Origin of the sequence: Micromonospora cathayae (assembly GCF_028993575.1) — a bacterium.
Taxonomy (GTDB): domain Bacteria; phylum Actinomycetota; class Actinomycetes; order Mycobacteriales; family Micromonosporaceae; genus Micromonospora; species Micromonospora cathayae.
This window is the reverse complement of sequence record NZ_CP118615.1, coordinates 3434252-3451627: the sequence shown is the minus strand read 5'-3', so window position 1 is coordinate 3451627 and position 17376 is coordinate 3434252. Positions and strand designations below refer to the sequence as shown.

At 75.1% G+C, this 17376-nt stretch carries 18 protein-coding genes and 1 pseudogene; 10 read left to right on the top strand and 9 right to left on the bottom strand.

The genetic code is table 11. The annotated features are described in order from the left end of the window. Window positions 1-31 precede the first annotated feature (31 nt). A complete protein-coding gene (locus tag PVK37_RS15965; RefSeq protein WP_275034799.1) occupies window positions 32-1261 on the top strand; it encodes a cytochrome P450 in 1230 nt (409 codons plus the stop codon). A gap of 46 nt (window positions 1262-1307) precedes the next feature. On the opposite strand, the gene PVK37_RS15960 is transcribed toward PVK37_RS15965, so the two are convergent. Further along, the gene (locus PVK37_RS15960; protein ID WP_275034798.1) at window positions 1308-2207 is read right to left on the bottom strand and encodes a DUF72 domain-containing protein; all 900 of its coding nucleotides are present in this window, start codon (window positions 2205-2207) and stop codon (window positions 1308-1310) included. A gap of 151 nt (window positions 2208-2358) precedes the next feature. Here PVK37_RS15960 and PVK37_RS15955 point away from each other — a divergent pair, with 151 nt between their 5' ends. Beyond that, the gene (locus tag PVK37_RS15955; protein ID WP_275034797.1) at window positions 2359-2868 is read left to right on the top strand and encodes a DinB family protein; all 510 of its coding nucleotides are present in this window, start codon (window positions 2359-2361) and stop codon (window positions 2866-2868) included. A 115-nt stretch (window positions 2869-2983) separates the two neighbouring features. Here PVK37_RS15955 and PVK37_RS15950 read toward each other — a convergent pair whose 3' ends face one another. Beyond that, the gene (locus PVK37_RS15950; protein ID WP_275034796.1) at window positions 2984-3247 is read right to left on the bottom strand and encodes a hypothetical protein; all 264 of its coding nucleotides are present in this window, start codon (window positions 3245-3247) and stop codon (window positions 2984-2986) included. A 338-nt stretch (window positions 3248-3585) separates the two neighbouring features. On the opposite strand from PVK37_RS15950, the gene PVK37_RS15945 reads away from it, so the two are divergent. The 3 genes and pseudogenes from PVK37_RS15945 to PVK37_RS15935 all read left to right on the top strand — a co-directional run. Then, complete coding sequence (locus PVK37_RS15945; RefSeq protein WP_275034795.1) at window positions 3586-4542, top strand: hypothetical protein; 957 nt, start codon at window positions 3586-3588, stop codon at window positions 4540-4542. A 122-nt stretch (window positions 4543-4664) separates the two neighbouring features. Next, window positions 4665-5129 (top strand): DUF427 domain-containing protein, encoded by a 465-nt coding sequence (locus tag PVK37_RS15940; protein WP_275034794.1) that lies wholly within the window; start codon window positions 4665-4667, stop codon window positions 5127-5129. A gap of 31 nt (window positions 5130-5160) precedes the next feature. Then, window positions 5161-5709: pseudogene (locus PVK37_RS15935) on the top strand (Pr6Pr family membrane protein); the annotation flags it as partial. 75 nt (window positions 5710-5784) lie between these two features. Here the strand turns inward: PVK37_RS15935 and PVK37_RS15930 are convergent. Next, a complete protein-coding gene (locus PVK37_RS15930; protein ID WP_275034793.1) occupies window positions 5785-7854 on the bottom strand; it encodes an amylo-alpha-1,6-glucosidase in 2070 nt (689 codons plus the stop codon). Further along, on the bottom strand, window positions 7851-8192 hold the full coding sequence (locus tag PVK37_RS15925) for an SCP2 sterol-binding domain-containing protein (RefSeq protein ID WP_275035136.1): 342 nt from the start codon (window positions 8190-8192) through the stop codon (window positions 7851-7853). Before PVK37_RS15925 ends, PVK37_RS15930 begins: the two co-directional genes overlap by 4 nt. Window positions 8193-8413: 221 nt before the next feature. Between PVK37_RS15925 and PVK37_RS15920 the strand changes: the two genes are divergently transcribed. Both PVK37_RS15920 and PVK37_RS15915 read left to right on the top strand, forming a co-directional pair. Then, a complete protein-coding gene (locus tag PVK37_RS15920; RefSeq protein WP_275034792.1) occupies window positions 8414-9463 on the top strand; it encodes an NAD(P)-dependent alcohol dehydrogenase in 1050 nt (349 codons plus the stop codon). A 23-nt stretch (window positions 9464-9486) separates the two neighbouring features. Beyond that, entirely contained in the window at window positions 9487-10002 is a 516-nt protein-coding gene (locus PVK37_RS15915) for a 2'-5' RNA ligase family protein (RefSeq protein WP_275034791.1), read from the top strand. 113 nt (window positions 10003-10115) lie between these two features. On the opposite strand, the gene PVK37_RS15910 is transcribed toward PVK37_RS15915, so the two are convergent. Continuing rightward, window positions 10116-10670 (bottom strand): type II toxin-antitoxin system PemK/MazF family toxin, encoded by a 555-nt coding sequence (locus PVK37_RS15910; RefSeq protein ID WP_275034790.1) that lies wholly within the window; start codon window positions 10668-10670, stop codon window positions 10116-10118. A gap of 135 nt (window positions 10671-10805) precedes the next feature. On the opposite strand from PVK37_RS15910, the gene PVK37_RS15905 reads away from it, so the two are divergent. After that, window positions 10806-12047, top strand: a complete 1242-nt coding sequence (locus tag PVK37_RS15905) for an MFS transporter (protein WP_275034789.1) — start codon at window positions 10806-10808, stop codon at window positions 12045-12047. Here PVK37_RS15905 and PVK37_RS15900 read toward each other — a convergent pair. Beyond that, entirely contained in the window at window positions 12022-12462 is a 441-nt protein-coding gene (locus tag PVK37_RS15900; protein WP_275034788.1) for a protein-tyrosine phosphatase family protein, read from the bottom strand. The two genes, PVK37_RS15905 and PVK37_RS15900, sit on opposite strands and share 26 nt — an antisense overlap. Window positions 12463-12715: 253 nt before the next feature. Here PVK37_RS15900 and PVK37_RS15895 point away from each other — a divergent pair, with 253 nt between their 5' ends. Both PVK37_RS15895 and PVK37_RS15890 read left to right on the top strand, forming a co-directional pair. Then, window positions 12716-13369 (top strand): dihydrofolate reductase family protein, encoded by a 654-nt coding sequence (locus PVK37_RS15895; protein ID WP_275034787.1) that lies wholly within the window; start codon window positions 12716-12718, stop codon window positions 13367-13369. 208 nt (window positions 13370-13577) lie between these two features. Then, entirely contained in the window at window positions 13578-13952 is a 375-nt protein-coding gene (locus tag PVK37_RS15890) for a DoxX family protein (protein WP_275034786.1), read from the top strand. Between the two features lie 97 nt (window positions 13953-14049). On the opposite strand, the gene PVK37_RS15885 is transcribed toward PVK37_RS15890, so the two are convergent. The 3 genes from PVK37_RS15885 to PVK37_RS15875 all read right to left on the bottom strand — a co-directional run bounded on the left by PVK37_RS15885 (window position 14050) and on the right by PVK37_RS15875 (window position 17272). Then, window positions 14050-14622, bottom strand: coding sequence for a DUF2087 domain-containing protein (locus PVK37_RS15885; protein ID WP_275034785.1), 573 nt, complete (start codon window positions 14620-14622; stop codon window positions 14050-14052). Window positions 14623-14724: 102 nt separating this feature from the next. Further along, on the bottom strand, window positions 14725-15963 hold the full coding sequence (locus PVK37_RS15880) for a DUF1501 domain-containing protein (RefSeq protein WP_275034784.1): 1239 nt from the start codon (window positions 15961-15963) through the stop codon (window positions 14725-14727). Window positions 15964-15979: 16 nt separating this feature from the next. Beyond that, a complete protein-coding gene (locus PVK37_RS15875; RefSeq protein WP_275034783.1) occupies window positions 15980-17272 on the bottom strand; it encodes a DUF1800 domain-containing protein in 1293 nt (430 codons plus the stop codon). Window positions 17273-17376 lie beyond the last annotated feature (104 nt).

Sequence of the window (17376 nt, the reverse complement as noted above, 5' to 3'; positions counted from 1 at the left end):
CGGGAACGGGACGAACGGGCACGTGGAACGCATGGCGTTCCACCCTGCTCTCCGTCTGGACAACACCGTGCCGCTCGCCCTCGAGGGGTACGCCTGGCTGCCGAACCGGCGACGGCGGGTCGGGGCGGACGTCGTACCGACCCGGCTCCTCGGCCGACCCGCGGTGGCGCTGCGCGGCCCGGCGGCGGCCCGGTTCTTCTACGACGAGCGCAACGTACGGCGGCACGGCGCGCTCCCCGAACCGGTCCGGAGCACCCTGTTCGGCAACGGCGCGGTGCACACCCTCGACGGCCGGGCCCACCGGGTCCGCAAGGCGATGTTCCTGGCCCTGCTGACCGACGCCGGTGGCATCGACGGGCTGGTCGAACGCGCCGAGGCGGCCTGGGACGAGGCGGTGCCGCAGTGGGCGGCCCGCTCCCCCGTGGTGTTGTTCGACGAGACCGCGCGGGTGCTCACCCGGGCGGTGTGCGGGTGGGCCGGGGTGCCGGTCGCCCCGGCCGAGGTGCCGGACCTGGCGGCGGACCTGGTCGCCCTGGTGGACGGGTTCGGCACCGTCGGTCCGCGGCACTGGCGGGCCCGCCGGGCCCGGCGCCGTCGGGAGGCGTGGCTGGCCGGGCTGGTCGACCGGCGGGACGCCCCGGCCGGTTCGGCGGTGGACGCGGTGGCCCGGCACCACGACGCCGACGGCACCGCCCTGGACGGACCCACCGCCGCCGTGGAACTGCTCAACATCCTGCGCCCGACGGTGGCGGTGAGCTGGTACGTCGCGTTCGCCGGGCACGCCCTGCACCAGTGGCCGTGGCAGCGGGAACAGCTCCGCGCCGGTGACCCCGGGTACGCCGAGGCGTTCGCGCACGAGGTCCGCCGGTTCTACCCGTTCGCCCCGTTCGTCGGCGGCACGGCGGCACGGGACCTGGAGTGGCAGGGCGAACCCATCCCGGCCGGGACGATGGTGCTGCTCGACATCTACGGCCAGCACCACGACGACCGGTTCTGGCGGGACCCGTACCGGTTCGACCCGGAACGCTTCGTCGGCCGGGAGATCGACCCGTACGAGCTGTTGCCGCAGGGCGGTGGCGACCCGGCGACCGGACACCGCTGCCCCGGGGAGATGATCACCGTGGCCCTGCTCCGTGCCCTCGCTGTGCGGCTGGCCCGCCTCGACCACACCCTGCCCGCGCAGGACCTGACCATCCCGCTGCACCGGGTCCCGACCCGGCCGCGCAGCGGCGTGCTGATGACGGTACGGCCACCGCGCTGACCGGCCCCGGACCCCCCGACTGCCGGCCACGGCGGGGACGCCGGGATCAGCGGACGGCGGCGGGCCGGTGGGCCGTCACCCCGAGCAACCCGGCCAGCCGGGCGGCGTCCCGCTGGGCCTGGTCGCCGCAGCAGTTGTTCATCAGGACGTGCAGCTCGTCCACCTCGCCGGCCAGCTCGGTGAGGAGTTCCGCCCAGTGCGCCAGCTCCCGCTCCCCGTACGCGTACCGGAACCGCTCCTGCTTGTCACCGCTCTCCCAGGCGTCGCTGTGCCCGTGGAACCGGATCATCGCCAGCCCGGGCGTGGTGCTGGTGAGGATCGGCGGGACCGAGGAGGCATGGCCCTGGGGCATGTCGACGCACACGTAGGTGAGGTCGTGCCGGCGGAGGAAGTCCAATGTGTCCAGCACGGTCGCGTCGGTGAACCAGGAGTGGTGCCGCAGCTCGACCCCGACCCGCCACGGCCGGCAGCGCTCGGCGACGTCGGCGATCCGCCGCTTCGCCGCGTCACCGTGGGCGAACCACGGCGGGAACTGCAACAGCACCGCCCCCGCGCGGTCGGCGGCGGCGATCGGCGCGAGCGCCGCCCGGAACCGCGCCCACAGTTCGTCGTACGCCTCCCGGGGCAGGTCCCGCCGGGTCACCCGGCCGGTGGCGTCGGCCGGGCGCAGGTCCCGGGGCAGCATGGTCACCGGGGTCGGGTGGCTGGTGAAGAGGCTGAACGCCTTGACGTCGAAGGTGAATCCGGCCGGGCTGGCCGCCGCCCACCCCTCGGCGGTCTCCGGGGCCGGCACCGCGTAGAAGGAGGTGTCCACCTCGACCAGACCGAACCGCCCGGCGTAGTGGGCGAGCCGTTGCGCCGGCGTCCGCACCGACCGGGGGTACCAGCCGGAGCGCAGCAGCATCTGGTCCGCCCAGGACGACGTGCCCACCTTGATCACACCCATGAGAACAGTTCACTCCCGGACCGGCCGTTCGGCAACCGGGAACGACGGACAGCGGGTGCGACGGTGACCCCGGAGGCCCCTGGTGGTACCGGAAAGTGTCGGTGGCCGGTCGTAGCGTGTCCGCATCGAACCCTCCGGAGAGGACAGTGCCGTGACCACGACCGAGGCCCACCCCACCGGTGAACGCGCCGACCTGCTCGAGTCCCTGGCCCTGCACCGGGGATTCCTGCGGCAGACGACGCGGGGGCTCACCGACGAGCAGGCCGCCCGCCGCACCACGGTCAGCGAGCTGTGCCTGGGCGGCCTGGTCAAACACGTCGCCGGAGTCGAGCAGCGGTGGCTGAGCTTCGCGGTCGAGGGCACCTCGGCGATGGCCGAGGGCGACCCGGCCGCCTGGGCGGACCAGTTCCGGATGCTGCCCGGCGAGACCCTCGCCGACCTGCTGGCGGCGTACGAACGGGTGGCCCGGCGCACCGACGACCTGGTGGCGACCCTCGACCTCGACGCCTCCCACGCGTTGCCGGCCGCGCCCTGGTTCACGCCGGGCGCGCGCTGGTCGGTCCGTCGGGTGCTGCTGCACGTCATCGCCGAGACCGCCCAGCACGCCGGGCACGCCGACATCATCCGGGAGTCGTTGGACGGCGCGAAGACGATGGGCTGAGGGGCCCGGACCACGGCGGACCGGCAACACCGGACCTGGACCGGTGGCGGTGCTGACATGAGCGGGCGGTGACCGGGGCCCGCGGGCCCTGGCCACCGCCCGGCGGTGACGCGGGTCAGGCCCGGGGCGGGCCCTGGTAGCCGGGTGCGACGTACACCGGCAGACGCTCGCCGTTGGCCCGCGCGTAGCGGCGGGTGTAGGTGACGTGCCCGCCCGGACCGGGCAGGGGGGTCAGGCCGTGATCGGCCGGAGCGGTCTGCTCCGGCGGGAGGGGCACGGTGAAGCTGACCGGGAGCGACCGCAGGGCGGAAGCGGATCGGCTGGGCGTCACCTCATGACGTTCGTTGTGCCAGGGACCACCGAGGAAAAGCACCTTCATGACACCCATCGTCTCCTGTCGCTGACCGTGACGCCTCATCCATCGGTCCGTCGACCGGTACCGCCCCGGTTGGACCTTCGGGTACCGATCCGTCCGGTCTGCCGGTGACCCGACGGATGACCTCCGGTCGGTTCCGGAGGTCAGGCGGACGATCGACCGGTCGGCCGTCCCGACCGTACCGCTCGGCCGTCCGGAACGGTACGGCCGGTCGGGGTACGACGGTACGGCCGGTCGTGGTGTGGCGGCGCGGCGGGACGGCCGGTCGGGGTGTGACGGCGCGGCGGGACGGCCGGTCGGGATGTGACGGCGCGCGGTCCGGTGGCGCTGATGGGGACGAGATGAACCCACACCGCCAGCACCAGATGGACCGGGAGACCGTCGAGCGGCTGCTCGACGGATCGACCGACGGCTCCACCGGCGCCTCCGAGCGGCTGGTCCGGCTGCTCGGCGCGGTGCGTGCCGCCCCGCTGCCCCACGAGCTCGCCGGGGAACCCGCCGCGGTACGCGCGTTCCGCACCGCGCGGCGCGACCCGGCCGGGCACCGGCGGGACCGCCCGGCACGCCGGGGTCTCCTCGCCCGGTTGACGGTGCGGACGGCGGTCGCCGCGGTGGCCCTCACCGCCACCGGCGGGGTGGCGCTCGCCGCCGTGCAGGGGGTTCTCCCCGGTCCGCTGCGCCCGCCGGTTCCGGTGCCGACCGACGGACCGACCGCCACGTCGACCCACGGGCCGACCGGGCCCGGCGACCGGGACCCGCAGGGCACCCCGCCGACCGGCGGGGTGGACGGGTGGACGCCGGCACCGGCCCTGACCGAGCTGTGCCGGACGTACCGGACGGCCGGTCCGGACGAGCGGGACCGGGTGTTGCGCAGCCCGGCCGGTCGGCGGCTGGTCGCCGGGGCCGGCGGCCGGGAGCGGGTCGACGGGTACTGCGCCGCGGTGGAACGGGAGGCGTCGGCTCCCCCGGCGGTCCCGGGCGGTACCCCGACCACCGACCACGGCGATCCCACCGGCACCCCCGGCCCCCGGCCGAGCGGACGACCGGACCACCCGCCGCACCCGTCGGTGGCACCACCGACCCCGACCGTCGCGCCGCCGGTACCGGACGCCCCGCCACCTCCGGTACCGGACGCCCCGCCCCCTCCGGTACCGGACGTCCAGCTGCCGCCGGTACCGGACGTCCAGCTGCCGCCGGTGCCGACGGAGCACCCCGGAGGCCCGACCGACCCGCCCCCGACCGATCCGGCGGCCAGGGCCGCAGCGGAGGTCCGGGCCGGCCCCACCCGCCGATCCTGACGGCACGGCCTCCTGGGCGAGGCCGACGGTCCAGCCCCGGCCTGTTCCACCGGGGTCGGGTCGGGCCCCGGCGGTCGACCGGGCACCGGCTGCCGGACCGGTGGGCGGGATAACGTACGGGGATGGAGTCGGTCTGGGACTATCCGCGTCCGCCCCGGCTGGAACGGACGACCCGCCGGGTGACGGTCCGGCACGCCGGCGTGACGGTGGTCGACAGCGTCCACTGCTGGCGGGTCCTGGAGACCTCCCATCCGCCGGTCTACTACGTCCCCCGGGACGCGGTGGCCGACGACGTCGGGCTGGAACCCACCGTCCGCCGGTCGTGGTGCGAGTGGAAGGGCGAGGCGCGGTACTGGGACCTGGTGGTCGGTTCCGACCGGGTCCCCGAGGCGGCCTGGTCGTACGACCACCCGACCGGGGCGTACGCGGAGCTGGCCGGCGCGGTGGCGTTCTACCCGGGTCGGGTGGACGAGTGCCGGGTCGACGGCGAGCGGGTCGTCGCCCAGCCCGGTGACTTCTACGGTGGCTGGATCACCGGTGACATCGTCGGCCCGTTCAAGGGCGGGCCGGGCACCTTCGGCTGGTGACGGTCGGCGGGGCGGCTGTTAGCGTGCCCTGATGACTCTGCGGCGTCGACACCTGGCGGTGCTGCTGCGGCTGCTGGTGGTGGGCGCCGTGCTCGCCGGGATACTGCTCACCGCCGCCGGCCCGGCCACGGTGACCGGCCTGTTGCCGTACTTCACCATCCAGAGCAACGTCGCGGTCGGGCTGCTCGCCGGGTACGCCGGATGGCGTGTCTGGCGCGGTCGGCCCGATCCGCCGCCGGTGCTCCGGGGCGCGGTCACCCTCTACGTCACCATCACCGCCGTGGTGTACCACCTGGTGCTGGCGAACCCGGCGAGCCCGTTCGCCATGGCCCAGCCCGACCGGTCCCCCGCCGACGCGGTGGGCAACCAGTTGCTGCACACGGTCGTGCCGCTGTTGGCGCTGGCGGACTGGGTCCTGTTCGACGTCCGGGGCCGGCTGCGCCCCCGGTACGCCGTCTGGTGGCTGGCCTTCCCGCTGGCCTACCTGGCGTTCGCCCTGGTCCGGGGGTTGGTGGTGGACGCGTACCCGTACCCGTTCGTGGACGCGGGGCAGCTCGGGTACGACGGGGTGGCGGTCAGCGCGCTCGCCTTCGCGGTCGCGTTCTGGCTGCTCGGGCTGGCTTTCGTCGGCCTCGACCGGGCGTTGGCCCGGCGGTCAGCGCGGCGACCGGGCCGGACCGCCGACGGGCACCGCCGCCCGGTCCCGCCCGTAGGCGTCGGCGTGACCCCACCGGCCGGGGATGTCCAGCAACTCGACCCGGCCGAACCCCTCCGGTAGCGCCGGGTCGACCAGCAGGTTCCCGGCGCAGGGGCGCAGCCCGAGCAGGGTGCTCAGCATCATCAGCGCCGCCCCGGCCGACCACGCCTGCGGGGAGCCCCCGGCGGGCAGCGGCACCGGATACTTCGTCACCTGCCGGTCGTACCCGGCGATCAGCTCGGGCAGCCGGCCGTCGAAGTGCACGGCCATGTCGAGCACGCCCTCGGCGACCCGGGCCGCCTCGGCGTCGAACCGGTACCGGCGCAGGCCGGCGGCGGCCAGCGCGTTGTCGAACGGCCAGACCGCGCCGACGTGCGCCCCGACCGGGTTGTACCGGCGCTGCCGGCGGCCCAGGGTGCGGATCCCCCAGCCGGTGAAGAGTTCCGGCCCGAGCAGGTGCCCGACCACCGCGTCGGCCCGGTCCGCGTCGACGATGCCGCTCCAGAGCAAATGCCCCAGGTTCGAGGCGATCGCGTCGACCGGCTCGCCGTCGGGGCCGAGGGCCAGCGCGTACGCCTGCCGGTGCGGCAGCCAGAAGTCCCGGTTGAAGCGTTCCCGCAGCTGCTCCGCCTCGCGTTCCAGCCGACGGGCGTACGCCGGATCGTTCCAGAACTCGCGGGCCAGCCGGGCGCCGCGCAGCTTCGCGTCGTACGCGTACCCCTGGAGTTCGCAGGTGGCCCGGGGGAAGCCGGGTTCCCGGCCGTCCTGGCCGACGATCGCCTCCCCGGAGTTCTTCCAGCACTGGTCGACCAGTCCGCTGTCGGTGTTGCGGCGCTGGTAGCGCAGGTAGCCGTCGCCGAGCGGGTCGCCGTACTCGTCGAGCCAGTCCAACGCCATCCGGGCCGGGTGGCGCAGCTCCCGGATCAGGGCGGCGTCACCGGACCAGCGCTCGTACTCGTCGAGCAGGATCACGAACAGCGGGGTGGTGTCGGCCGCGCCGTAGTAGATCGTGGTCGGGTCCTCGCCGAACGCGCCGCGTTCGCCGTACCGGACCCCGGCGAGGATCTTGCCCGGTTCCTCCTCGTGGAAGTCGTCGAGCTGACCGCCCTGGGCCAGCGCCAGCATCCGCAGCACGGCCGGGCTGAACTCCGGCACGAACGGCAGCGTCTGGATCGCGGTGATCAGGGCGTCCCGGCCGTACAGGGTCATCGACCAGGGCATCCCGGCCACCGGCACGGCGGCGGTGTACGACAGCGGCGTGTACCGTAGCGCGGCCAGGTCGAGCAGGCTGCGCCGGTACGCGGTGCACACCGTCGACCGTTCGGCGACCAGCGTCGGCGCCCGGTCCAGGAACCGGGCCAGGTCCTCCCGCATGTCCTCGCGGATCTTCTGGCGGTGCGCCTCGAGGTCGGTCCGCATGTCCCGGCCGGCCCCGGTGCGCAGCAGCATCTCCACGTGCACGTCGGTGGCCCACGCCCCGTTCGGCTCGATCTCGATCCGGAAGGTCAGCCCGGTACGGTCGATCTCGGCCGGCTGGGTGGTGCGGACCACGGTCTCCCGGGAGAACCGCTTCCGCTCGTACCGCATGCGCAGTTCGCGCTGCTCCGGCCGTGCGGTGATCTCGATCGGCCGGCGTCGGGGCGCGGAGATCTCGGCGGTGTCGGCGAAGTCGGTGCCGATCTCCAGCCGGACCACGAAGGCGGCCGGCTCGGACGAGTGGTTCAGCACGGTGATCCGCTCGTTGAAGCTGTCGTCGAGCGACCGGTGCCGCAGCACCGAGACGTCGGCGTCCACGTAGTGGCTCGCGGTGCCGGGCACCAGCAGGAACCGGGTCTCGAAGTAGCTCATGTCGTCCCGGGAGAGCGCGTGGAAGCGCTCGCCGTCGATGGTGAGCACCCAGCGGGACAGGAACCGGGTGTCGAAGGAGAACAACCCCACCGGGCGGTGCGGGTCGTGCTCCATGTCGCCCTCGGCGTCGCTGACCGCGAAGATGTTGCCGACCATGACGTGGACGCGTTCCTCCCTCACCGGCGGTCACCTCCGCCGCGCGCCACGTCCCGGGGATGCCGGGCGTCCGCCGGCCCCGGGAACAACCGGCGCAGCGACATCAGCAGCGGCAGCTGTCCCTGCACGGTGAGGTCGTTGCGCATCAGGGTGGCACCGATCCGGGCCTGGCCGGTGGCCAGTTCGTCGAAGACCTGCCGGTCGGCCCGGATGACCAGCTCGGCGTCCTCCGCAGAGCGGGTCACCCGGACGTGCTGGTCGGCGAGGGTGAGGTACCAGTGGTCGGTACACCCGTCCTCGGTCATGTCCAGGCGGATCGTCCCCGCCGTCGTCTCCGGCAGGTCCGGGTGCCGGCCGGCCATCCGGTGCGCCAGGTAGTCCTTCGCCGGGGTGGCCGCCCCGGCGGCCCTCTCACACGCGTCCACGCCCGCACGGTCGCATCCGCCCGGGTGAGACCGGCTCACCCGACCCGGGTGAGATCCGGCCGGGTGAGTTCCCGCCCGAGCCGGGTAGTCGGCGGGGCCGGGAGTCAAGACGGACTCGGCGGGGCCGGGAGCCGAGGCGGACGAGGAAGGCGACGACCATGCGTGCACTGCGACTGCGGGACTGGAAGACCGAACCGGAGCTGGTCGAGGTCGACGAACCGACCCCCGGCCCCGGGCAGGTGGTGGTACGGATCGGGGCGGCCGGGGCCTGCCACTCCGACCTGCACCTGATGCACGACTTCGAGGCGGGGGCGGTGCCGTGGAACCCGCCGTTCACGCTCGGCCACGAGAACGCCGGCTGGGTGCACGCCCTCGGTGCCGGGGTGACCGGCCTGGAGGTGGGGCAGCCGGTCGCGGTGTACGGGCCGTGGGGCTGCGGCACCTGCGCCCGCTGCCGGGTGGGTGTCGACACGTACTGCGAGAACCCGGCCGGCGCGCCGGTGCCGGGCGGCGGCGGTGGCCTGGGGATGGACGGGGGAATGGCCGAGTACCTGCTGGTCCCGGCCGCCCGGCACGTGCTGCCGCTGCCGGAGGGGCTGGACCCGGTGCAGGCCGCGCCGCTGACCGATGCCGGGCTCACCCCGTACCACGCGGTCCGGCGTTCCTGGGCCAAGCTGCCCCCGGGCAGCACCGCCCTGGTGATCGGGGTGGGCGGTCTGGGGCACGTCGGGGTGCAGATCCTCAAGGCCACCACGGCGGCCCGGGTGATCGCGGTGGACACCCGTGAGGAGGCGCTCGCCCTGGGCCGGGAGTGCGGGGCGGACCTGACCCTCACCCCGGGCGGGGACGCGGTGGACCGGATCCGGGCGGCCACCCCGCACGGGCGGGGCGCGGACGTGGTGCTCGACTTCGTCGGCGCGGACGCCACCCTGAAGCTCGGCGTGGCCAGCGCCCGTACCGTCGGCGACCTGACCATCGTCGGGATCGGGGGCGGCACCCTGCCGGTGTCGTTCTTCTCCGTGCCGTACGAGGTGAGCATCCAGACCACCTACTGGGGCAGCCGGCCGGAGCTGGTGGAGGTGCTGGACCTGGGCGCGCGGGGACTGGTCCGGCCGAAGATCACCACGTTCGGGCTGGACGAGGCGGTGCACGCGTACCACCTGTTGCAGGAGGGGAAGGTGGCCGGCCGGGCGGTGATCGTGCCCTGACCGCACGGCCCTAGGGTGGGCCGGTGGTCGCCGCGCTGGAGCTGTATCTCGACACCGCCGCCACCCGACGGATCCGGGTGCTCTGGGACGCGCTGGAGGCCGAGGGGGTGCAGAGCCTGCGGTACCTGCTGGACCAGCGGCACCGGCCGCACCTGTCGCTGGCGGTGGCCCCCCGGCTGGACCCGGACCTGGTGGCCGGGGCGCTGGCGGGGATGACGGTGGCCGCGCCGTTGCCGCTGTCGTTCCGGTACGCCGGGCAGTTCGTCGGCCGGGTGCTGTGGCTCGGCCCGACCCCGACGCCGGAGCTGCTCGCCCACCACGCGCAGGTGCACGACCGGCTGATCCGGGCCGGGGTGGGGCTGTCCGAGCACTACCAGCCGGGGCGCTGGGTGCCGCACTGCACGCTCTCCATGCGGGTGCCCAACGCGCTGATGGCCGCCGCCGTGCGCCGGTGCCTGGAGGTGCTGCCGATCGAGGCCCGGGTGGTCGGGGCGGCGGTCACCGACCATGCCCGGGGCATCGCCCGGTCACTGCCCTGACCCTGGCCGTTCACCGCTGTCCCGGCCGTTCACCGCTGTCCCGGCCGTCCACCGCCGCCCCGGCCGTCCACCGCCGGTCGTAGCGGGCGTCGGCCCGGTACGAGCGGGGCGCGTCACCGCCAGTCGTACCGGGCCCGCAGCACCTCGGCGACCCGGTCGAACCGGGCCCGGTCCAGCACCGCGCCCTCCCGGCGGATGCCGTCCTCCCGCATGGTGAGCACCCGGTCGAGCCGGACCCAGCTCGGTCGGTTGCCGCCGTCCCACGCGCCCGCGCCGAGCGGGAACCAGTGCCGCTGGCCGTCCCGGTCGGCCTGGCTGGACAGCATCAGACCGAAGAGGGTACGGCTGGAGCGTCCCACCACCAGCACCGGCCGGTCCTTGCCCTGCCGGGGATCGTCCTCGTAGGACACCCAGGTCCAGACGATCTCGCCCGGGTCGGCCCGACCGTCCAGCTCCGGGGCGTAGGTCAGCTCGCGGCGGCGCAGCGCGGCCACCTGCCGCCGCCGGGCCACCTGCGCGGGGATCTGCGCCGGGGTGCCGGCGGCCCCACCGGGTACGGCCGGGGTACCGGCCGCTGCGCCGCGTCCGGTGGGGGTCGACCGGCCGACGCCACCGCCCCGGACGACCCGACCGACCCGCTCCGCCATGCCCCGCAACAGACCCGCCACGCCGGTAGCGTAACGGCTGTACCGGTCCCCCGCCCGGCCCCGGTCGGTGTGGTCGCGCCGGTCCGGGGGCCGGCCCGGCGAGCCGCGGGTCCTTGATCTGGGTCCGCACCACCGACGCGAAAGGAACGTCGACGGATGTCCTCCCCCACCTGGCGGCGGGTCACCGTGCTGCTGGCGCTCGCGGCGTCCGCGTTCGCCTTCAACACCACCGAGAACCTGCCGATCGGCCTGCTCCCGCTGATGTCGGCGGACCTGGCCGTCCCGCTGCCCTGGGTGGGTTACCTGGTCACCGGCTACGGCCTCACCGTGGCCGTCGTCTCGCTGCCGCTCGCGCAGGTCACCCGGAACCTGCCCCGCCGGTACACGCTCACCGGCGTGCTGGCGGTCCTGGTGCTGTCCACTCTGGTCGCGGTGGTCGCGGTCGACTACCGGGTGCTGCTCGCCGCCCGGGTGGCGACCGCGCTGGCGCAGGCGCTGTTCTGGGCGGTGACCGCCCCGGTCGCGGTGGGGCTGTTCGCGCCCCGGGTCCGGGGCCGGGTGGTCGCCGTGATGTCGGTCGGCGGTTCGCTGGCGACCGTGCTCGGGGTGCCGGCCGGCACCTGGCTGGGGCAGCAGGCCGGGTGGCGGGCACCGTTCCTGGCGCTGGCCGCCCTCGCGGTCGCCGCGTTGGTGGTGGTGGCCGGGCTGCTGCCGACCAGCCGGCCGGAGGAGAGCCACGGCGCGTACGGGTCCGCCCCGCACACCGGCCGGTTCGTGGTGACGCTGCTGGTGACCGCCGTCTCGATGACCGGCATGTTCGCCGGGTTCACCTACCTGGTCCGGCTGCTGACCGGGGTCACCGGCTTCGCCGACGAGACGGTGGGGCCGCTGCTGTTCGTGTTCGGGCTGGCCGGGATCGCCGGGGTGGGCCTGGCCGGTCACCTGCTGGACCGGTTCCCGTACGCCACGCTGGTGGTGCCGGTCGGGGTGCAGGCGGTCGCTCTGCTCGGGCTGGGCGGTTTCGCCACCGGGCAGGTCGTGGTGGTAGGGCTGCTGGCCCTGCTGGGCTGCTCGGCCGCCCCGGTCTTCCTGGTGACCCAGGGCCGGATGCTCCAGGTCGCGCCGGGGCGCACCGAACTCGCCTTCGCCGCCAACTCCGCCGCGTTCAACGTGGGCGTCGCGCTCGGCGCGCTGCTCGGCGGGGTGCTGCTGGCCCCGCTCGGCGTACGGGGGGCCTTCACGGTGGGTGGGCTGCTCACCGTGGTGGCGCTGCTGGTCGTACTGGCCGAGCCGCTGCTGACCGGCCGGACGCGGCCCCGGTCGACGGGCCGGTCTACGGGGCGGTCGCCGGGGCGGCCGTCGGGACCCGCCGTCACGGTGCCGGACGGAACCGCCTGACGTACCGCTTCTGCCAGGGCGTCTCGACGGCGTGCGGATGGTAGTGCCGCCGCACGTAGTCGACCGCTTCGGCCGCCGGCACCCCGTCGACGACGGCGAGGCAGGCCAGGGCGGTGCCGGTGCGACCCCGACCACCGGCGCAGGCCAACTCGACCCGCTCGGACACGGCCCGCGCCCAGACCTCGCGCAGCAGCGGCGCGACGGCCGTCCGGTCCCGGGGGAGCCGGAAGTCCGGCCAGGGCAGCCACCGGCTCTCCCAGTCGACGGCGGGTGGCGGCGCGCCGAGCAGGTAGACCCCGAGGGTCGGCGGTGGCCCGGCCGGCGGTCCGGCCCGCAGGCCGCGTCCCCGGACCAGGCGGCCCGAGGGTAGGCGCAGCACCCCGGGCGTGGTCGGCTCCCACGATGACGTACCCATGACGCCGATGGTAGGGGCGGTTTCCTCCAGCCGGTGGCCCCCGGCACGCCGGGCACTGTCCGTCACGGCGGGCCCGCGCCGCCGAGCCGTCGCCACCCGGGCTGCTACCAGGGCCGGGACCACCCGCGACCGGTCGCCGACGGGGCTCGTTAGGTACCGAGGGTGAGGGCCCGGCCCGGCGGACCGGCGTCTTCCACCCCCGGCGTCGCCCCGTCGGGCCGAGCCGTCAGCCTGCCCCATGAAGGGACATTTCATGAGAAAACTTGTCGTCAACGCGTTCCTCACGCTGGACGGGGTGATGCAGTCACCCGGCGGGCCGCAGGAGGATCCGTCCGGTGACTTCCACCAGGGCGGGTGGATCGTCAACCTGTTCGACGACGCGGTCGGCGAGACCATGGGCGAGATCATGGGTCAGCCCTTCGACCTGCTGCTCGGCCGGCGCACGTACGAGATCTTCGCGTCGCACTGGCCGAACGTGCGGGACGACCCGGGTGCCGACGCGCTGAACGCCGCCCACAAGTACGTCGCCTCGACCACCCTGCGGAACCCGGCCTGGGGGCCGGCCACCGTCTTCGGCGGCGACGCCCCGGCCCGGATCGCCGAACTGAAGCGCGGGGACGGGCCGGAGATCCAGGTGCACGGCAGCAGCAACCTCATCCAGACGCTGCTCCGGCACGACCTGGTGGACGAGTTCCGGCTGATGGTCTTCCCGGTGGTGGTGGGTGCCGGCAAGCGTCTCTTCGGCGACGGCACCCTGCCCCGGCGGTTCGAGGTCGCCTCGACGCGGATCTCGCCGTCGGGCACGTTCATCGTCACCTACCAGCCGACCGGCGAGATCGAGATCGGTTCGTTCGCGCTGGCCGAGCCGAGCGAGGAGGAGCAGCAGCGGCGGCTCGCCACCGCCTGACCGCGTCCCGGTGGGGTGCGGCCCGGTTTGCCGCCGGTCGTGTTCCCGGCCGGCGGACCGACCGCCGCGCCCCACCGCGTCAGGCCCTGACGACCGTGAAGCCCACCGCGTCAGGCCGCACCGCGGCGGGCCCCGACCACCGTCAAGATCTGTTACCGTTCCGCGTGCTGATCCACGATCTCGAATGGCTCCCGCGGAAGGCCCGGACATGAACGTCGCCCTGTGGGCCATCGCCGGTCTGCTCGCCGTCGTCTTCGCCGTCATCGGCGGCCTCAAGCTGGCCCGCCCGAAGGAGCAGCTGCTCACCTCCGGCATGGAGGCGCTGGCGCCCTTCCCCGCCGGGCTGATCAAGCTCATCGGTGCGCTGGAGGTACTGGCCGCGATCGGGCTGATCCTCCCCGGCGCGCTCCACATCGCCCCGGTGCTGGTGCCACTGGCCGCCGTCGGCCTGCTGATCATCATGGTCGGCGCGGTCGTCACCCACGCCCTGCGCCGCGAGGTCGGGCCGGTACTGCGGAACCTGCTGCTGGTCGCGCTGCTGGTCGTGGTGGCCTGGGGCCGCTTCGGCCCGTACGCCTTCTGAGCCACCCCGGCACGAGCGCGGGCGTCCCCGGCACGAGCGCGGGCTCGTCGCGGACGGCGCGACCGCGTCGGCCGGGGCGGGTCGTCGGGGCGCGTGCTCAGTCCAGGCCCATCGCCCGGACGTACCGCTCCGCCGGGCCCGGCGCGCCGGACGGCTCCGGTCCGAGCCGGTAGACCCCGCCCGTCCGGGAGAGGATCCCCAGGTCGATCAGGTACCGGCGGATCGTGACGTGGTCGACCCCGCCCCCGTCGCACCAGGCCCGCAGCCGGTCGTTGACGGCCGGCTCGGAGTAGTCGGCACCCGGCTCGAAGGCCCGTTCGGCGACGTGCCGCAGGACCGCCTCCCGTCGGCTGAGCTGAGCCGGGACGCTGACCAGCCGGTCGCCGCGCACGAACGGCCGCAGCCCGGCGTCGGGGGTGTCCGGGGCGACCGTGGACGGTGTCGCGCGGGCCAGCTCGCGCAGCGCGCCGTGGTCGACCCGGAGCGCGCCGCCCTCGGCGACCACCAGCCCGTGCTCCCGGAGCCGGTGCAGCGCCACCGACACGGTCCGCGCCGGCAGGCCGGACGCCGCCGCCACCGCGTCGGGCGTCTCCGCCCCGAGAGCCACCGCGCCGAGTACCCGCATCCGGTCCGGCTCGGCCAGCAGTCGTACCACCGTCTCAGGAGTCATGCCCCCATTACTTCCCGCCCGGCCGCCCGGATCAACCGATTTCGGCGGTCACCGGCACGGCCGGGGCCGGGGACAGGCTCGCGTCAGAGCGGAACGGTCGGGTCAGAGCGGGCCGGTGAGCCGGCCGCGCCAGCCGCCGAGCACCGCGCCCGGATCGGTGTCCAGGACCCGCTCCAGCAGGGTGGCGTAGACGTCCCGGAAGTCGGTGGTGAACCTCAGGTCGCCGCCGTCGAGGTCGGTGAGGCTGGGCGGCTCGCCGTACCGGCCGCCGCGCACACCGGAGCCCAGCAGCAGGACGTCCGAGGCGGTGCCGTGGTCGGTGCCGTCGGAGCCGTTAGCCCGGACCCGTCGGCCGAACTCCGAGTAGACGACCACCACCACCTGCCGGCCGGCTTCGGTACCCGCCATCCGGTCGACGAAGCCACTCACCGCGCGGTCCACCTGCCCGAGCAGGACCTCCTGGAGCCGCTTCTCGTCGGCGTGGGTGTCGAAGCCGCCCAGCGAGACCGAGAAGACCCGGGTGGCGACGCGCGCCTCGACGCACCGGGCGACCAGGTCCAACTGGGCGTCGAGCGGGGTGCCCGCGCCACCGGTCGCGGTGGCCGGTTCCGGCTCGCCGTCCGGCTCCTCCCCGGCCGCGTCGTCGTCGCGGACCCCCTGGACCATCGCGTCGACCGCGCGCAGGTCGGCGAAGCAGGCCGCCGCGCGGGCCCGGGCCGGGGTGTCCTCCCCGGCGGTGGCGGCGAACCCGGCCAGTGTGGACTCCGGCAGCCCCCGGACCGTCCGCCGTCCGGTCACCGGCACCGCCGCGCCCGCGCTGCGTTCCCCGGCCAGCAGCGGCGGCAGCGCCGGCTCGAAGGAGACCGCCAGCCGCGGGTCGCCACCGGCCCGGTCCAGCCACCGGCCGAGCCAGCCGGTGGTGCCGGGACGTTCCGGTTCGGCGGTGTGCCAGATGTCCATCGAACGGAAGTGGCTGCGGTCCGGTTGCGGGTAACCCACGCCCCGGACCACGGCGAGCCGGCCCGCGTCGTGCAACCGGTGCAGGCCGGCCAGGGCCGGGTTGAGGCCCACCCGGTCGTCCAGCTTCCGCACCGCGTCCTCCGGGTACGCCAACTCGGGGCGGGCGTCGTGGTAGGCCGGGTCGGCGTACGGGATCACCGTGTTCAGGCCGTCGTTACCCCCGTACAGGGTGATCAGCACCAGCGTACGGGCCTGCGGGTCGCGGTCCCCGGCGGTGGCGAACAGGTCGTCCAGGCGGTGGGCGGTGGCCCCGGCCGCCAGGGCGGTCGCGCCGACCACCCCGCTCGCCACCAGGAACCGCCGTCGGGTCAGGGTGTCCATTCGTCGTCTCCTCCGGTCAGTAGACCGCGTACTCGGGGCTGACCAGGCCGGCCGCGATCAGCTTGCGCGGCTCGCCGGTCAGCGGGGTCAGCGCGGCCCGGGTGCGTTCGCTCCACCGGTCGACCACGAGCAGCCGGGCCAGCGCGTCCGGCCGGCCCGCCGGCGGCGCGGCGGTCAGCGTCGCCAGCACCGTCCGCGCCGCCGCCCCGGCCAGCGCGTCGGCGGTCCGCAGTCGGGCCTGGAGGGACGCGGTGGTCAGCCAGGCGGTACCGGCCGGCCAGCCGCCGACGCTCGGCGGGCGCAGCGGCACCTGGTCCAGCGCGGCCAGCCCGGCGAGCAGCCGGCGTCGCTCCTGCTCGGGCAGGCCCGACGGGCGTACCCCGAGCTGACGGGCCGCCCCGACCAGCCACTCGACCGGCTGTTTGACCAGGGTGTCCCGGGTCTGCGCGAAGGCCGGCGCGGTGAGGATCCGGCGCAGCGTGGTCACCGTGTCCGGGCCGGCCAGGTCGGCCGGTGGTGGCACGTCCGGGCCGGCGTACCGGAACCAGAGCCGGCCGGCGACGTGCCGTGCGGTCTCCGGCCGTCCGGCGAGCAGTCCCGCGTACGACGCGGCGTCGAAGTCGGCCCGCTGGCCGAGGATGGTCTTCGGGCCGGCGTCGTGCCGGCGGGGCTCGAACCGGACCGCGCCGGTGCGGCGGTCCACCGTCCAGCCGGTGAGCGCCCGCGCGCCCTCCCGCACGTCGTCCTCGGTGTAGCCGTTGCCGTGGCCGAGCGTGAACAGCTCCATCAGTTCCCGGGCCAGGTTCTCGTTGGGGGCCTTGCGGGTGTTGCGTTGCCCGTCCAGCCACAGGATCAGCGCCGGGTCCCGGACCATCGCGTCGACCAGCGGCGGCAGCGGCCCGCGCCCGTACCGGCGCAGCGTTTCCAGGTGGCGGAGCATCAGGGTCGCCGAGCGGACCTTCCGTTCGCTGGTCGCCCAGTGGCCGTGCCAGAAGAACAGTAGCTTCTCGCCGGCCTGGTCGGTGCTGGTGACCATCCGGTCCAGCCACCACCAGGTCAGCGCGCGTACCTGTGCGCGGCGCCGCTGGTTGGCCTGCTGGCGTTGCTCCCGGGTCGAGGACCGGGTCAGTCCCGCGTACGGGTCCGGGCCGAGGTCCGGCAACCCGGGTGTCCGGTCGGGGCCGGTCGGGGCCAGCAGCCGGTCGAGGGTGGCGCGTACCCCGACCCGTTCCGCGTCGTCCACCTCGTCGGCGGTCGGCCCGAACGTCGCCCGGCGCAGCAGGTGCGCCACCGCTTCCCGCTCAGTCATGTGGCCTGACGCTAGCCGCACCGTGTACGAGGACGGTAAGTCCCCGGTGCGGATCCGGCGAAAGCTGGTGGACGCCCCGGACCCGGTCCGCGGTCCGTCGTCTC

Excerpts from the sequence above, each read along its gene's own strand:
- PVK37_RS15965 (WP_275034799.1), top strand. The coding sequence starts at position 32 with ATGGCGTTCCACCCTGCTCTCCGTCTGGACAACACCGTGCCGCTCGCC.
- PVK37_RS15960 (WP_275034798.1), bottom strand. The coding sequence starts at position 2,207 with ATGGGTGTGATCAAGGTGGGCACGTCGTCCTGGGCGGACCAGATGCTG.
- PVK37_RS15950 (WP_275034796.1), bottom strand. The coding sequence starts at position 3,247 with ATGAAGGTGCTTTTCCTCGGTGGTCCCTGGCACAACGAACGTCATGAG.
- PVK37_RS15945 (WP_275034795.1), top strand. The coding sequence starts at position 3,586 with ATGAACCCACACCGCCAGCACCAGATGGACCGGGAGACCGTCGAGCGG.
- PVK37_RS15940 (WP_275034794.1), top strand. The coding sequence starts at position 4,665 with ATGGAGTCGGTCTGGGACTATCCGCGTCCGCCCCGGCTGGAACGGACG.
- PVK37_RS15925 (WP_275035136.1), bottom strand. The coding sequence starts at position 8,192 with ATGGCCGGCCGGCACCCGGACCTGCCGGAGACGACGGCGGGGACGATC.
- PVK37_RS15920 (WP_275034792.1), top strand. The coding sequence starts at position 8,414 with ATGCGTGCACTGCGACTGCGGGACTGGAAGACCGAACCGGAGCTGGTC.
- PVK37_RS15905 (WP_275034789.1), top strand. The coding sequence starts at position 10,806 with ATGTCCTCCCCCACCTGGCGGCGGGTCACCGTGCTGCTGGCGCTCGCG.
- PVK37_RS15900 (WP_275034788.1), bottom strand. The coding sequence starts at position 12,462 with ATGGGTACGTCATCGTGGGAGCCGACCACGCCCGGGGTGCTGCGCCTA.
- PVK37_RS15895 (WP_275034787.1), top strand. The coding sequence starts at position 12,716 with ATGAGAAAACTTGTCGTCAACGCGTTCCTCACGCTGGACGGGGTGATG.
- PVK37_RS15890 (WP_275034786.1), top strand. The coding sequence starts at position 13,578 with ATGAACGTCGCCCTGTGGGCCATCGCCGGTCTGCTCGCCGTCGTCTTC.
- PVK37_RS15885 (WP_275034785.1), bottom strand. The coding sequence starts at position 14,622 with ATGACTCCTGAGACGGTGGTACGACTGCTGGCCGAGCCGGACCGGATG.
- PVK37_RS15880 (WP_275034784.1), bottom strand. The coding sequence starts at position 15,963 with ATGGACACCCTGACCCGACGGCGGTTCCTGGTGGCGAGCGGGGTGGTC.
- PVK37_RS15875 (WP_275034783.1), bottom strand. The coding sequence starts at position 17,272 with ATGACTGAGCGGGAAGCGGTGGCGCACCTGCTGCGCCGGGCGACGTTC.